The sequence below is a fragment of the Bacillus sp. NEAU-Y102 genome (assembly GCF_054788175.1).
This window is the reverse complement of record NZ_JBTWFK010000006.1, coordinates 65,645-80,692: the sequence shown is the minus strand read 5'-3', so window position 1 is coordinate 80,692 and position 15,048 is coordinate 65,645. Positions and strand designations below refer to the sequence as shown.

14 protein-coding genes are annotated in these 15,048 nt (G+C 36.2%); 12 read left to right on the top strand and 2 right to left on the bottom strand.

Annotation, left to right across the window (positions count from 1 at the left end):
* Positions 1–26: 26 nt before the first annotated feature.
* Positions 27–1,145, bottom strand: coding sequence for an LCP family protein (locus ACYFX0_RS16540; RefSeq protein WP_000392802.1), 1,119 nt, complete (start codon positions 1,143–1,145; stop codon positions 27–29).
* An 82-nt stretch (positions 1,146–1,227) separates the two neighbouring features.
* A complete protein-coding gene (locus tag ACYFX0_RS16535) occupies positions 1,228–1,863 on the bottom strand; it encodes a YigZ family protein (protein ID WP_242314285.1) in 636 nt (211 codons plus the stop codon).
* Between the two features lie 236 nt (positions 1,864–2,099).
* On the opposite strand from ACYFX0_RS16535, the gene ACYFX0_RS16530 reads away from it, so the two are divergent.
* From ACYFX0_RS16530 to ftsX, 12 genes are all read left to right on the top strand, one after another.
* Positions 2,100–2,942, top strand: a complete 843-nt coding sequence (locus ACYFX0_RS16530) for a DegV family protein (RefSeq protein WP_000684725.1) — start codon at positions 2,100–2,102, stop codon at positions 2,940–2,942.
* Positions 2,943–3,114: 172 nt separating this feature from the next.
* Positions 3,115–3,429 carry a winged helix-turn-helix transcriptional regulator gene (locus ACYFX0_RS16525; RefSeq protein WP_000400857.1) on the top strand — a complete coding sequence of 105 codons (315 nt, stop codon included), beginning with the start codon at positions 3,115–3,117 and terminating at the stop codon, positions 3,427–3,429.
* Positions 3,430–3,577: 148 nt separating this feature from the next.
* Positions 3,578–5,008, top strand: coding sequence for a C40 family peptidase (locus ACYFX0_RS16520; RefSeq protein WP_000499489.1), 1,431 nt, complete (start codon positions 3,578–3,580; stop codon positions 5,006–5,008).
* Positions 5,009–5,134: 126 nt separating this feature from the next.
* Entirely contained in the window at positions 5,135–6,487 is a 1,353-nt protein-coding gene (gene comFA, locus ACYFX0_RS16515; RefSeq protein WP_002162976.1) for an ATP-dependent helicase ComFA, read from the top strand.
* Positions 6,487–7,191, top strand: coding sequence for a ComF family protein (locus ACYFX0_RS16510; RefSeq protein WP_044783038.1), 705 nt, complete (start codon positions 6,487–6,489; stop codon positions 7,189–7,191). The genes comFA and ACYFX0_RS16510 overlap by 1 nt, the downstream gene beginning before the upstream one ends.
* A 126-nt stretch (positions 7,192–7,317) precedes the next feature.
* Positions 7,318–7,515, top strand: a complete 198-nt coding sequence (cspC, locus tag ACYFX0_RS16505) for a cold shock protein CspC (RefSeq protein ID WP_001990088.1) — start codon at positions 7,318–7,320, stop codon at positions 7,513–7,515.
* 321 nt (positions 7,516–7,836) lie between these two features.
* Positions 7,837–8,379: a ribosome hibernation-promoting factor, HPF/YfiA family gene (gene hpf / locus ACYFX0_RS16500; RefSeq protein WP_000671187.1), complete on the top strand. Its 543-nt coding sequence runs from the start codon at positions 7,837–7,839 to the stop codon at positions 8,377–8,379.
* A gap of 271 nt (positions 8,380–8,650) precedes the next feature.
* Positions 8,651–11,158, top strand: a complete 2,508-nt coding sequence (secA, locus tag ACYFX0_RS16495) for a preprotein translocase subunit SecA (RefSeq protein WP_000579373.1) — start codon at positions 8,651–8,653, stop codon at positions 11,156–11,158.
* Between the two features lie 144 nt (positions 11,159–11,302).
* Positions 11,303–12,401 (top strand): peptide chain release factor 2 gene (gene prfB / locus ACYFX0_RS16490; RefSeq protein WP_097807990.1). Its coding sequence is split into 2 segments (ribosomal slippage): positions 11,303–11,374 and positions 11,376–12,401, totalling 1,098 coding nucleotides; the frame shifts between segments, so codons are not numbered across the junction.
* Between the two features lie 439 nt (positions 12,402–12,840).
* Positions 12,841–13,164, top strand: a complete 324-nt coding sequence (cccB, locus tag ACYFX0_RS16485; protein ID WP_000727971.1) for a cytochrome c551 — start codon at positions 12,841–12,843, stop codon at positions 13,162–13,164.
* Positions 13,165–13,448: 284 nt separating this feature from the next.
* Positions 13,449–14,135 (top strand): cell division ATP-binding protein FtsE, encoded by a 687-nt coding sequence (gene ftsE / locus ACYFX0_RS16480; protein WP_000594331.1) that lies wholly within the window; start codon positions 13,449–13,451, stop codon positions 14,133–14,135.
* Positions 14,125–15,018 (top strand): permease-like cell division protein FtsX, encoded by an 894-nt coding sequence (gene ftsX / locus ACYFX0_RS16475; RefSeq protein ID WP_000645028.1) that lies wholly within the window; start codon positions 14,125–14,127, stop codon positions 15,016–15,018. The genes ftsE and ftsX overlap by 11 nt, the downstream gene beginning before the upstream one ends.
* Positions 15,019–15,048 lie beyond the last annotated feature (30 nt).

Sequence of the window (15,048 nt, the reverse complement as noted above, 5' to 3'; positions counted from 1 at the left end):
CCAATCGGATAGATTGGGCCTTTTTGTTATGGCTGATTGCGCATAATCCACTCTGCATGAGCATTTGTAGAAGGTGGCGGATCAGTTGGTGTTTTATTTTGGTTTGTTTCTTTTTTTGTTTGTTCGTTAGAACTTGAATTTGAATCAGGATTTGAGTTGTTTTTTGTAGTTGGATTTTTTGCTTTTTCTCCTAATTCTTTTTCAATTTCGTTACGCACCGTTTCTACACTGATTGGATCTGGAAGGAAGTAATAAATACCGCCTATCTTTTTGTCTTCGCCTTCAAGCTTTAACGTTTGCATTGTAGAAGGATCAAATCCAGAAATTTTATTGTAAAGAGCAAGTCCGTCTGAAATAGGAATGTCGGTTTTTATATATTTTCCAACGACAGCCGTTAAATCTTTAATTTTAAATACAGTAGATGTGGAGTTTAGTTTATGAGCAACAGCGGCCAGTAATTGTCTTTGTCTAGCAGCTCGACCATAATCGCCATTTGGATCTTGCTTTCGCATACGGACGTAAGCAAGTGCTTCTTCACCGTTTAAGTTTTGCTGTCCTTGCTTAAATTGAATTTTTTTGTAGTAATCCACGTCAGAGCGCTCCCAGAAATCGAAGGGTACGTCAACAGTAACACCGCCAACAGCATCAACGATACCTTTAAAGCCTTGGAAATCAATTTTAAGATAATGGTCTACAGGAACTTTTAGAAAGCCTTCGACAGTTTTGATTGCCATTTCTTCTCCGCCGTAAGCATGGGCAGCGTTAATTTTGTCTTCTTTATTTTTACCAACAATTGTAACTCGAGAATCACGAGGAATACTCATAAGTGAAATCTTTTGCGTTTTCGGGTTGACTGTTGCAAACATTAATGAGTCTGTACGACCATTTTGACCGTCTGTCGCATAATCTTCTATACCCATAATGAGAATTGTAAAAGGTTCCTTTGTAATTTCTACATCTTTGTTTCTTAAATCCGATTTTTCACGAGTAAAACCACTATACATCCCCATAAGAGAAGAGTAAGAATTTAACACATAAACTCCTATACTGCCAAATAAAAATGCGAAAATAAGGAAGAAGAAAAGTTTCCTTCTTCGTTTCTTTTTTATTCTGCTATTTTGGAGATGATAATAACGTTCTTCCATATATAATCTCCTTAGTTCGTTAGTTCATTTGTAGGGAAGTAATTCACTACATTAATCTTTAAAGGTGATAAAAGAGTTATGCTTAGATAACATCTTGTTCTAAGTACAACATATCTCCTTCTGTAATTGTACATTTCCCGTTTGTTAATTCAATCATCCAATCTGTAAAGGCTTGTTTGCCGTCTTCTTCAACATACGTATCAAATGTGACATTTTCTAGATAATGTATATCTTTAATGGCATATTTTGAATTGCGTAATTCATTTTCCACTTTGCCAAGTAATGTGTAATCAATCTCGGTTTGCATCACACGCATTAGTTTTCGCTGGACAACACCGACATGATTAATGCCTTCGCTTGTACACTTTCCATATGCACGAATTAATCCACCTGTGCCAAGTTTAATGCCACCAAAATAGCGTGTTACGACCACAACGGTATCTTTTAGTCCACGTTTTTTAAGTACTTCTAGCATTGGTACGCCAGCTGTACCGCTAGGCTCGCCGTCATCATTTGCTTTTTGAATATGATCTTGTTCGCCAATTAAATAAGCGGAACAATTATGTGTTGCATTCCAATGTTGTTTTTTTATTTTTTGTATAAATTCTTGAGCCTCTTCCTCAGTCGTTGCTCGGCTAATATAACAAATAAATCTTGATTTTTGAATGACGATTTCGTGTTCGCCGTAGTCTTTGATTGTTAAATATTGTAATAGCACTTGTATACGCCCCTATCTATCAAAATGACTAGTACTTTCCATTTTAAAAGCGAGCCTTTTTATATTCAAACATTTTTTCTAAATACGTTGAAGTTTTTGGTGATTATTTTATCTTTTTGTTGTAATTTGTCGAGATGGTGAGTATAATTTCAACCGGCATTTCCCTGTATGGATGCACCATTTGTAGTTTTCGTGTAAAATTAGGAAATAAAACTTTTTATAAGGCAGGTACGAAAATGAAAATAGCTATTGTTACTGATAGTACAGCATATATACCGAAGCAAATTCGTGATGAACTCAATATATATATGATTCCATTAAACGTTGTGTTTGGAACAGAATCTTATCAAGAAGAAGCTGAAATTTCAGCAGATGATTTTTATGTGAAAGTACGTGAACAAGAGGAACTTCCAAAAACTTCTCAACCAGCAATCGGAAAGTTTGTTGAGCTATATGAAGAACTAGCTAAAGATTATGATGCAGTTATTAGTATTCACCTATCAAGTGGAATTAGTGGTACATATCAAACATCAACAACAGCTGGACAGATGGTAGAGGGTATTGATGTATATACGTATGACTCTGAAATTAGTTGTGAAGTACAAGGATTTTATGTGCGTGAAGGTGCAAAGTTAGCAAGTGAAGGAAAGAATCCAAAAGAGATTATCGCTCGTTTTGATGAAATGAAGAAAACGATGGACGCCTATTTTGTAGTTGATGATTTACATCATTTGCAACGTGGTGGTCGATTAAATAGCGCGCAAGCTTTCATCGGCAGTCTGTTACAAGTGAAGCCAGTTTTATATTTTAGAGATAAAATCATTATTCCGTTTGAAAAGATTCGTACACGTAAAAAAGCATTAAAACGTATCATTGAAATTTTTGATGAGCAAGCAAGTAAAGGTGTACCTATGGAAGCAGTTATCATTCATGCGCAACGTGAAGAGGAAGCGAATGAATGGAAGAAAGAATTAGAAGCAAAATATCCTCACGTCACAATTCGTACAGGTTATTTTGGAGCTGTAATTGGTACGCACTTAGGTGAAGGTGCATTAGGTCTTGGATGGTATACGAAGTAATAAAGATATAAAAAGCTCTCTTTTTAAGAGGGTTTTTTTACGGGTATGTTACGTTTAGTTGACAAGTTAATATTTGGAAATGGTAAAATGTACGTAAAATAAAATAATGAGGAAAGTTTTATAACTTACTTTTTACAAGAAACTATATTATAATAGAAGAGAGGTGAAACATATGGAGCATAATTCTTGTTTATGTCCAAAGTTTGAGTCAGCTTTTACTTTGCTTAGTAAGAAATGGACTGGCTTAATTATTAAATCTTTGCTTGAAGAGTCGAAACGTTTTAGAGAAATCGCAGATATTATCCCAAATATGAGCGATCGTATGTTGTCAGAGCGTTTGAAGGAATTGGAAAGCGAGGGCATTGTAGTTCGTAATGTTTATCCAGAAGTACCAGTTCGAATCGAGTATGGCTTAACTGACAAGGGAAAAGCGTTAGAAAGTGTTATGGATGAGGTCCAAAATTGGGCTGAGAAATGGATGAAGTAGCATTTCATTTGTATTCGTATATTTAATAAAACGTAAGGGATTCCTTACGTTTTTTCTTTGTTTACAGAAGTGAGAAAAGTATATAAATTTCTACACATACATACAAAAATATACGAATTTTGCGCTAGAGCTACAAATAATATTACATTTGTTTTACAAAAACGTAACATTAGCAAAAAAAATCCCGAATTATGGTATAAATTTTATAGGTTATATACGGAAAAAGAAAAAAGAAAGCGGTGTAAAAAATAAAATGAAAAAGCTAAAAATGGCATCTTGCGCATTAGTTGCAGGGTTAATGTTTTCAGGACTAACACCAAATGTATTTGCAGAAGATAAAATTTCTGACGTGAAATCACAAATTAATACACAAAATGACACTTTACATAAACAACAACAAGAACGTGATGAATTACAAAAACAAATGAATGACTTAAACAAAACAATTCAAGGTTTAGATAAGTCTGTTCAAGAGAATGCTGCAAAACTTGATGAAACAACGAAAAAAGTTTCTGATACTGAGCAATTAATTGAAAAGAAAAATAAAGATATTGCAGAATTACAAACAAAGATTGCAAAACGTGAAGAGTTATTAAGAAAGCGTTTAGTTGCACTTCAAGAACAACCAAATACGAACGTTGTAACAGAAGTTCTTGTAAACTCTAAAAACGTTGCAGATTTAGTTGATCGTTTAACTTCTGTTTCTAAAATTCTTGAGTCTGATGAAGATATCATGAAAACACAGCAAGAAGATCAAGCTAGTGTGAAAAAAGATGTTGCAACGGTAAAAGAGAAACAAAAAGAATTAAAAGAAGCACAAGCTCAAATTGAAACTGCTAAGAAAGAACTTGACGCTGAAAAAGAGAAAAAAGCAACAGCGGTAAACGATTTAAGCGGTAAAATGGATACAGTTGTAACTACAATGACAAGTACGGAAAGCCAATTAAAAGAGCTTGAACAACAAGCATTAAAATTACAACAAATTGCTGAAAAAGAAGCGCAAGAAAAAGCTGCACAAGAAGCTGCTGCTCAAAAACAAGCAGAGCAAGCTGCACAACAACCAGCAGCGGCTCAACCAGCACCAACACAAGCTCAACCAGCAGCTCCAGCAAATAATGCTGTACAAGCTCCAAAAGAAGAGTCTAAAAAAGAAGAGCCTAAAAAAGAAGAAGCGAAAAAACCAGCTCCAACTCCAGAAGTACCAGCTGATACTAAAGGTGGCAGACAAGATGTTGTCGAAAAAGCTAAAGGTTTAGTAGGTCTAAAATACGTATGGGGTAGTGCGTCAATTTCAAACGGTGGTTTTGACTGCAGTGGTTTAATCTCTTATGTTTACGGTTTAGGTCGTCAAGATACTAGAAGCCTGTGGAGTTCTGTACAAAAGATTAGCGCATCTGAAGCGAAACCAGGAGATCTTATCTTCTTACAAGGTACATATAGAGAAGGTGTATCTCACGTTGGTATTTATATCGGTGGCGGTCAAATAATTCATGCTGCTGATGAGTCAACAGGTGTTACTTACGGTAGTGTAAATAGCTCTTACAACCAAAAACATTTCTTAGGTTACGGAAGATTATAGAATTATAATTCAATAAAAAACGTGTATAAAGTCGATAGCTTACTATTTTATAAGTAGGTTATCGGCTTTTTTGAGTTTTTACGGGATTTGAAGAAGGGTTTATAGTAGTGCTGGAGGTGATTGTTGATGCTGGCGGGGAAACAGTTGCTATTAGACGAACTTTCTTCAGATTTACAGAGGGAATTAAATGATTTGAAAAGGAAGGGAGAGGTCATATGTGTACAAGGTGTAAAAAAGAAGAATTCTAAATATAATATGTGCCAACGCTGCGGAAATGTAGATCAGCGGCTATTTGCGTCGTTTTTATGTAGAAGGTGCAGTAAAGTGTGCACATATTGCCGGAAGTGTATAACGATGGGGAGGGTAAGTGAATGTGCTGTACTTGTTCGCGGGATTGCTGAAAGAAAGAGAGAAAAGAAATTAAACTTGTTACAGTGGAACGGGAAGTTGTCTACTGGTCAGAATTTGGCGGCACAAGGTGTTGTAGAGGCTATTAAGCAAAAAGAATCATTTTTTATTTGGGCTGTATGCGGGGCTGGGAAAACAGAGATGTTGTTTTACGGTATTAACGAAGCGCTTCAAAAAGGAGAAAGAGTTTGTATCGCAACGCCGAGAACGGATGTTGTTCTGGAATTAGCACCGAGATTACAAGAAGTATTTCCATATATAAAGGTAGCGGCTTTATATGGAGGGAGTGTGGATAAAGAAAAAGATGCAGTATTAGTCGTTGCGACCACGCATCAATTATTGCGTTATTATAGGGCGTTTCATGTCATGGTTGTAGATGAGATAGATGCTTTTCCATATTGTGCAGATCAAATGTTACAGTACGCGGTAAAACAAGCGATGAAAGAAAGGGCGGCGCGTATTTATTTAACTGCGACTCCAGATGAAACGTGGAAGCGAAAATTTAGAAAAGGTGAACAAAAAGGTGTTATTGTTTCTGGACGATATCACCGTCATCCTTTACCAGTTCCTTTATTTTGTTGGTGCGGGAATTGGAAAAAAAGCCTCATTCATAAAAGAATTCCTCGAGTTTTACTACAGTGGTTACAAACATACTTAAATAAAAAACATCCTATTTTTTTATTTGTCCCCCATGTGCGATATATAGAAGAGATAAGCCTGTTGTTAAAATCATTAAACAAGCGAATTGAAGGTGTACATGCAGAAGATCCGGGGAGAAAAGAAAAAGTAGCGGCTTTCAGAAAAGGAGAAATCCCATTATTAGTTACAACGACAATTTTAGAGCGAGGCGTAACGGTGAAAAATTTGCAAGTAGCGGTTTTAGGGGCTGAAGAAGAAATATTCTCAGAAAGTGCACTCGTACAAATTGCGGGCCGGGCAGGGCGGAGCTTTGAAGCACCGTATGGAGAGGTCATTTATTTTCACTATGGTAAGACAGAGGCGATGGTGCGCGCGAAAAAACATATTCAAGGTATGAATAAAAATGCCAAAGAACAAGGATTGATCGATTAATGCATTGTTTACTTTGTGATGAGTGTTTTGTAGAAAAGGTTAGTTGGTACACTTTTTTTGTAAAGTGTCATAGAAAATATATATGTGATAGATGTGAGCAGAAACTTTCCTATATTATAGGAGAAATTTGCATGGAGTGCGGCCGACCTTTAGAATTTGTTCCTGCCTCATTTCAAGAAGACGGTATTTGCATAGATTGTATAAGGTGGATGAATGAGGAGAAGTATCGTCCTTTTAAAAACCGTTCGTTATACATGTACGATAATGAGATGAAAGAAATAGTAGCACAGTTTAAGTTTCGGGGTGATGCAGAGTTAGTGCGCATTTTTTATCGTCCTTTTCGAAGTTTATTTCAAAAGTATTTTGCTGATGTTTCAACCGTTATCGCTGTTCCGCTTAGTAAGGAAAGGGAAGTTGAACGTGGCTTTAATCAAGCGGAGTTATTAGCAACTTGTTTGCCTGTCCGTATTTCTGATTTTTCCTTAAGACGGCGAGAAACAGAAAAGCAAAGTAAGAAGACGCGTAAAGAAAGGATGTCAGGAAGCAATCCTTTTTATTTTCAGGGAGAAGAGATGTTTTGTGGGCAACATATTTTACTCGTTGATGACGTGTATACGACAGGAATTACAGTTAGGCAAATCGGAAGTTTGTTATATGAAAGAGGGGCAAGGGAAGTATCTAGTTTGACACTTTGTAGAAGTTAATATGGCAGTGTCGAAAGGGATAATAAAAAGGCGATAAGTCTTCTTTGACTTCATATGTTGTCATTCGTTATAGTCAAAATATGGGGCGAATGCCCTGATTTTTAGAGTGAAGGGAATGGAATGAACATGCAAGGACGAGTGAAATGGTTCAATGCAGAAAAGGGATTTGGATTTATTGAGCGCGAAGATGGTGACGATGTATTTGTCCATTTTTCTGCTATTCAACAAGATGGGTATAAGTCATTAGAAGAAGGGCAACAAGTAGAGTTTGACATTGTAGATGGAGCACGTGGACCACAAGCAGCTAATGTTGTAAAACTGTAGGAATATTGTTTTTGGGAAGAGAAAGCTGCATTTGTGGCAACGTTATATATATGGTAGAACCTCTTGTTTTTCGCAAGGGGTTTTTTGTTATAGGGTAAGTTGTCAAAAAGTTGTTTCTTTTCTGTAACGAATTGGCCACACTTATATTCGTTATTCACGATGTTAATAGGATAAAATAAAGATAGAAACGATGCATCTTTTCATTTCAACAAAAAACGATAAAAAAATCGCAATTCCACTAATTTTTTTAAAAAAGTTAGAAGGAGTTTTTAAGCCAGTGTCGAAATTATAGTACATAGGCTTGAAAGGAGGAATTCATCTATGAAATTCAACATTCGTGGTGAAAATATTGAAGTAACTCCAGCATTAAAGGAATATGTAGAGAAAAAACTAAGTAAGTTAGAACGTTATTTTGATACATTCCCAGAGATTAAAGTTAATTTAAAAGTATACTCTGACAAGCAACGTGTCGAGGTAACAATACCATTTACTGATTTATTACTTCGTGCAGAAGAAACTAATAGCGATATGTACGCTGCTATCGATTTAGTAGTTGATAAAATTGAGCGACAAATTCGTAAACATAAAACAAAAGTAAATCGTAAGTTACGTGAGAAAGGTTCTATGAAAACAAACTTTATCCTTCCAGAAGCAGTAGCTGTTATGGATGAGGTAGAAGAGGATGAATTAGAACTTGTACGTACAAAACGATTCGATTTAAAACCGATGGACGTTGAAGAAGCGATTCTACAAATGGATATGCTAGGACATAATTTCTTCGTCTTCACAAATGCTGATACAAATGAAACTAATGTTGTATACGGCCGTAAAGATGGGAAATATGGTTTAATCGAAACTAAATAATAATTCAAAAGCGCAGCCGAAATGGCTGCGCTTTTTTTGCTGAAAATAGATTTTTAAAAAACTTTTCTTAATTTAGAACGAGACATTCGGCCGATTGTTGTCATAGTTATAAGACAAGTGTTACAATTATCATTAGGTATATACATTTTAGTTTTTTTAATTAGGAGAAAAATTGGCATAACATACATTTGATTTTTACAACGACTGATTGTAATAGAGAAAAAGAAAACAATCGGAAGTTTTATTTTAATAAAAGAGGAGCGTATTTCCTATGATTGGTATTTTAAAAAAGGTGTTTGATGTAAACCAACGCCAAATTAAACGTATGCAAAAGACAGTTGAGCAAATTGATGCATTAGAGTCATCTATTAAGCCACTAACTGATGAACAATTAAAAGGAAAGACGCTTGAATTTAAAGAACGCCTAACAAAAGGTGAAACAGTAGATGATCTACTACCGGAAGCTTTTGCAGTTGTTCGCGAGGCGGCAACTCGTGTTCTTGGAATGCGTCCATATGGCGTACAGTTAATGGGTGGTATTGCCTTACATGAAGGGAATATTTCTGAGATGAAAACGGGTGAAGGTAAAACGTTAACATCTACATTACCTGTATATTTAAATGCTTTAACAGGAAAAGGTGTTCACGTTGTTACAGTCAATGAATACTTAGCACAACGTGATGCGAACGAAATGGGACAACTTCATGAGTTCCTTGGCTTAACGGTAGGAATTAACTTAAATAGTATGTCACGCGAAGAGAAACAAGAGGCTTATGCTGCTGATATTACGTATAGCACAAATAATGAGCTTGGATTCGATTACTTACGTGACAACATGGTTTTATATAAAGAGCAGTGCGTTCAACGTCCACTTCACTTTGCTATTATCGATGAAGTCGATTCTATTTTAGTCGATGAAGCGCGTACGCCGCTTATTATTTCAGGACAAGCTCAAAAATCAACAGAGCTATACATGTTTGCAAATGCATTCGTTCGTACGTTAGAAAATGAAAAAGAGTATTCATTTGATGTGAAAACGAAAAATGTAATGTTAACAGAAGATGGTATTACGAAAGCAGAGAAAGCTTTCCATATTGAAAACTTATTCGATTTAAAACATGTAGCACTTCTTCACCATATTAATCAGGGGCTTCGTGCACACGTTGTTATGCACCGTGATACAGATTATGTTGTACAAGAAGGCGAAATCGTAATTGTAGACCAATTTACTGGTCGTCTTATGAAAGGTCGTCGTTATAGCGAAGGATTACACCAAGCGATTGAAGCAAAAGAAGGTGTAGAAATTCAAAATGAGAGTATGACGCTTGCGACAATTACATTCCAGAACTACTTCCGTATGTATGAAAAATTATCTGGTATGACTGGTACAGCGAAAACAGAGGAAGAGGAATTCCGTAACATTTACAATATGAACGTTATTGTAATTCCAACAAACAAACCGATTATTCGTGATGATCGTGCTGATTTAATCTTTAAATCAATGGAAGGTAAGTTCAATGCTGTTGTTGAGGATATTGTAAATCGTCATAAACAAGGGCAACCTGTTCTTGTAGGTACAGTTGCAATTGAAACTTCAGAGCTTATTTCAAAAATGTTAACACGTAAAGGTGTACGTCATAACATTTTAAATGCGAAAAACCATGCGCGTGAAGCAGATATCATTGCAGAAGCTGGTATGAAAGGTGCTGTAACGATTGCAACGAATATGGCTGGTCGTGGTACAGATATTAAGCTTGGAGACGATGTGAAAATCTTCGGTCTAGCAGTTATCGGTACAGAACGTCATGAAAGCCGTCGTATTGATAATCAGTTACGTGGTCGTGCTGGTCGTCAAGGGGACCCTGGTGTGACGCAGTTCTACTTATCAATGGAAGATGAATTAATGCGCCGATTTGGTTCAGATAATATGAAAGCAATGATGGATCGTCTTGGTATGGATGATTCTCAGCCAATTGAAAGTAAAATGGTTTCTCGTGCGGTAGAGTCTGCACAAAAACGTGTTGAAGGAAATAACTATGATGCACGTAAGCAGTTATTACAATACGATGATGTACTTCGTCAGCAACGTGAAGTTATTTATAAGCAACGTCAAGAAGTAATGGAATCGGAAAACTTACGTGGCATTATTGAAGGTATGATGAAATCTACAGTAGAACGTGCTGTTGCGCTTCATACACAAGAGGAAATTGAAGAGGATTGGAACATTAAAGGTCTTGTTGACTACTTAAATACAAACCTTCTTCAAGAAGGAGACATAAAAGAAGAAGAATTACGTCGCCTTGCTCCTGAGGAAATGAGCGAACCGATTATCGCGAAATTAATAGAGCGTTATAATGACAAAGAAAAGCTTATGCCAGAAGAGCAAATGCGTGAGTTTGAGAAGGTTGTTGTATTCCGCGTTGTAGATACGAAATGGACAGAGCATATTGATGCGATGGATCACCTTCGTGAAGGTATTCATTTACGTGCTTACGGTCAAATTGATCCACTTCGTGAGTACCAAATGGAAGGATTCGCGATGTTCGAGTCAATGGTTGCTTCTATTGAGGAGGAAATTTCTCGTTACATTATGAAAGCTGAAATTGAACAAAACTTAGAACGTCAAGAAGTTGTTCAAGGTGAAGCTGTTCATCCATCTAGCGACGGCGAAGAAGCGAAGAAAAAGCCAGTTGTAAAAGGTGACCAAGTGGGCCGCAACGATTTATGTAAATGTGGTAGCGGTAAAAAATATAAAAACTGCTGTGGTATTGTTCAGTAATATAGGGCGGTAGCTTTGGCTGCTTTGCAAAATTTTATATCAAAAATGTATAATTAAGAAGGGTTAAACTCTCTCCGTAATAAGTGGAGAGAGTTTCCCTTGTTTTCATACGAAAGTAACAGCAATTACATAGAGGTGAAGGAAATGGAATTAGTAGAAATTAGACAGGAATTAGAGAAAATGGCTAAGCGATTAGCGGCTTTTAGGGGGTCTCTTTGACCTTCCTACTAAGGAGAAACAAATTGCAGAATTAGAAGAAAAAATGATGAGCGCAGGATTTTGGGATGACCAACAAGGCGCGCAAGCTGTAATTAATGAAGCGAATGCGTTAAAAGATATGGTTGGAAGTTTCCGTCAATTAGATGAAACGTTCGAAAATTTAGAAGTAACGCATGAGCTTTTAAAAGAAGAATACGATGAAGATTTACATGAGGAATTAGAGTCAGAAGTAAAAGGCTTAATTCAAGAAATGAATGAGTATGAGCTTCAGTTACTATTAAGTGATCCTTATGATAAAAATAATGCAATTTTAGAATTACATCCAGGTGCAGGTGGAACTGAGTCACAAGACTGGGGTTCTATGTTATTACGTATGTATACACGTTGGGCTGAAAAACGTGGATTTAAAGTAGAAACGGTTGACTATTTACCAGGTGATGAAGCTGGTATTAAGAGTGTAACTTTATTAATTAAAGGTCATAACGCTTACGGTTACTTAAAAGCAGAGAAAGGTGTACATCGTCTTGTACGTATTTCACCATTTGATTCTTCAGGTCGTCGTCATACGTCGTTCGTATCTTGTGAAGTTGTACCAGAGTTCAATGATGAAGTTGAAATCGAAGTACGTACAGAAGATTTAAAAATTGATACGTACCGCGCAAGTGGAGCGGGTGGGCAGCACGTTAATACGACAGATTCAGCAGTTCGTATTACACATACACCGACAAATACAGTTGTAACGTGTCAGTCGGAACGTTCTCAAATTAAAAACCGTGAGCATGCGATGAAGATGTTAAAAGCGAAATTATATCAAAAGAAACTAGAAGAACAACAGGCACAATTAGATGAAATCCGCGGGGAACAAAAAGAAATCGGATGGGGTAGCCAAATCCGTTCTTACGTATTCCACCCGTATTCTCTTGTAAAAGACCACCGTACAAATACGGAGGTTGGTAACGTACAAGCAGTTATGGATGGAGAGATTGATCCATTTATTGATGCCTACTTACGTTCTCGCATCTAATAAGTGAAAAAAAGCCAACTAAATTGTTGGCCCACGCTGAGGATATAGAGGATATAAAGAATTTGATTTTATTTTTATAGATGAAGTAAAGAGGAAGAGAAGTTGGAAACGACAACTTCTCTTTTTGATGGGATTATATGTAGATTACAATGGTGTATATTGTTTTGTAAAAAGTAGAGAATAGTAAAATAGAGCGATAATAGGGTAAAGATTTATATAGAACATTTCTAATTTTCCTTTTAAAAAGGATTCTTTATAGAAGTTTTTTAAGCTGTTCACAGAATTGAAACAACTTATGAAAGCTTTATTTTATCAAGGTTCTCACTGTATTTTTGAGGAATATGAAATACACCTTAGTTTTTCTATATAAAGATAATGCTTATAATGAAAATGAGTGTGTTAGGAATAAAAAGAATATCAACAATGGGGAGCGATAGAAGTGAAAAAGAAATTGTTGGCTATTGCGCTAGGGACATCGGTTGTTTTTGCTTTAGGAGCATGCGGAAATAAAGAAGAGAGTAAGTCTTCGAAACAGTCTGCAAGCACAGACAGCGCAGAACAAATTTTCCAAAGAAGTTGTGCTGGATGTCACGCGACAGATTTATCAGGGGCAACTGGACCTGATTTAAGAAAAGTAGGCGGTAAGTACGACGCTGCAGATATCGAAGAGATTATTAAAAAAGGCCGCGGTTCAATGTCACCAGGACTTATTCAAGGTGAAGATGCGAAAAAAGTATCTGAATGGTTAGCTGAACATAAATAAAAAAGGTGAACTGGACGAGTTGATAATATAGGTCAACTCGTTTTCCTTTTCATTTATGTAACATAACTGTAACAAAAATGTATCCGAACTGGAAACCGTTTGATGTTACAATGAGGTTTGTAGAATTTTGCTGAAATATATTACATAGAGTGGTATTGCTTATGAGAAAGCATAAGTAAACTACCTTCAACAAGGATGACTAAGTGAAAATGAAGGATGTCTTTTATTTTCAGATGTACAGAAAAGTATTTCGAAAAAAATCATTAAGTATTGGGTGATAAATAATGATAAAAATGACGAATGTTTATAAGGAGTACCCGAATGGTATGAAAGCCATTGCTGGTCTTACAGTTAACATTAAACAAGGTGAGTTCGTATACGTAGTTGGACCGAGTGGAGCCGGAAAATCTACATTTATTAAAATGATGTATCGTGAAGAGAAGCCATCTACAGGATCAATTAATGTAAATGGACTTGTTATTGAAACATTGGCAGAAAGAGATGTTCCATATTTTCGTCGTCAATTAGGCGTAATTTTCCAAGATTTTAAATTACTACCTAAATTAACGGTATATGAGAATGTTTCGTTTGCTTTAGAAGTAATTGAAGAAGAACCAGATGCAATTCGTGAGCGTGTAACAGAGGTTTTAGGTCTTGTAGGTCTTGAAGATCGTGCAGATGCAATTCCAAGTGAACTTTCAGGTGGAGAGCAACAACGTGTTGCGATTGCAAGAGCGATTGTAAATCGACCAAAGGTTGTAATTGCCGATGAGCCAACAGGTAACTTAGATATTGAAACAGCTCTTGATATTATGAAGATTTTTACTCGCATTAATGAGCGTGGTACAACAATTGTTATGGCGACGCATAATGCAGATATCGTAAATACAATCCGTCATCGTGTAATCGCGATTGAAGGCGGAAAAATTGTTCGAGACGAGATTGAGGGAGGATACGGATATGAAGGCTAAGACCCTTAGTCGACATTTGCGAGAAGGTGTAAAGAATCTATCACGTAACGGATGGATGACATTTGCTTCTGTTAGTGCAGTAACAGTTACATTATTACTTGTAGGTGTCTTTTTAACAGCGATTATGAATATGAACCATTTTGCGACGAAAGTAGAGCAAGATGTAGAGATTCGTGTACACATTGATCCAGCTGCGAAAGAAGCTGATCAAAAGAAATTAGAAGAAGATATGAGTAAGATTGCAAAAGTAGATTCTATTAAATATTCTTCTAAAGAAGAAGAGTTAAAACGTTTAATTAAAAGCTTAGGTGATAGCGGAAAAACGTTTGAGTTATTTGAACAAGATAACCCACTTAAAAACGTATTCGTTGTAAAAGCAAAAGAACCAACAGATACAGCGACAATCGCGAAGAAGGTTGAAAAAATGCAGTTTGTCAGTAATGTTCAGTACGGAAAAGGGCAAGTTGAACGATTATTTGATACTGTAAAAACTGGTCGTAACATTGGGATTGCGTTAATTGCTGGTCTTTTATTCACAGCAATGTTCTTAATCTCTAACACAATTAAAATTACAATTTATGCTCGTAGTACAGAAATTGAAATTATGAAACTTGTTGGTGCAACAAACTGGTTCATTCGTTGGCCATTCTTGCTAGAGGGGTTATTCTTAGGAGTATTAGGATCAATTATTCCAATTGGCTTAATTCTAGTTACGTATAATTCGTTGCAAGGTGTGTTTAACGAAAAACTTGGCGGAACAATTTTCGAGCTTCTACCATACAGTCCTTTCGTATTCCAATTAGCTGGTTTACTAGTGTTAATCGGTGCGTTAATCGGTATGTGGGGAAGTGTAATGTCAATTCGTCGTTTCTTAAAAGTATAAAAAGTTGCAAACATAATTCGTACAAGCTTA

What these genes read in the sequence shown, in the direction of transcription:
- hpf (WP_000671187.1), top strand. Translation starts at nt 7,837, where the DNA reads ATGAAATTCAACATTCGTGGTGAAAATATTGAAGTAACTCCAGCATTA.
- ACYFX0_RS16525 (WP_000400857.1), top strand. Translation starts at nt 3,115, where the DNA reads ATGGAGCATAATTCTTGTTTATGTCCAAAGTTTGAGTCAGCTTTTACT.
- ACYFX0_RS16540 (WP_000392802.1), bottom strand. Translation starts at nt 1,145, where the DNA reads ATGGAAGAACGTTATTATCATCTCCAAAATAGCAGAATAAAAAAGAAA.
- cspC (WP_001990088.1), top strand. Translation starts at nt 7,318, where the DNA reads ATGCAAGGACGAGTGAAATGGTTCAATGCAGAAAAGGGATTTGGATTT.
- comFA (WP_002162976.1), top strand. Translation starts at nt 5,135, where the DNA reads ATGCTGGCGGGGAAACAGTTGCTATTAGACGAACTTTCTTCAGATTTA.
- secA (WP_000579373.1), top strand. Translation starts at nt 8,651, where the DNA reads ATGATTGGTATTTTAAAAAAGGTGTTTGATGTAAACCAACGCCAAATT.
- ftsX (WP_000645028.1), top strand. Translation starts at nt 14,125, where the DNA reads ATGAAGGCTAAGACCCTTAGTCGACATTTGCGAGAAGGTGTAAAGAAT.
- ftsE (WP_000594331.1), top strand. Translation starts at nt 13,449, where the DNA reads ATGATAAAAATGACGAATGTTTATAAGGAGTACCCGAATGGTATGAAA.
- ACYFX0_RS16530 (WP_000684725.1), top strand. Translation starts at nt 2,100, where the DNA reads ATGAAAATAGCTATTGTTACTGATAGTACAGCATATATACCGAAGCAA.
- ACYFX0_RS16510 (WP_044783038.1), top strand. Translation starts at nt 6,487, where the DNA reads ATGCATTGTTTACTTTGTGATGAGTGTTTTGTAGAAAAGGTTAGTTGG.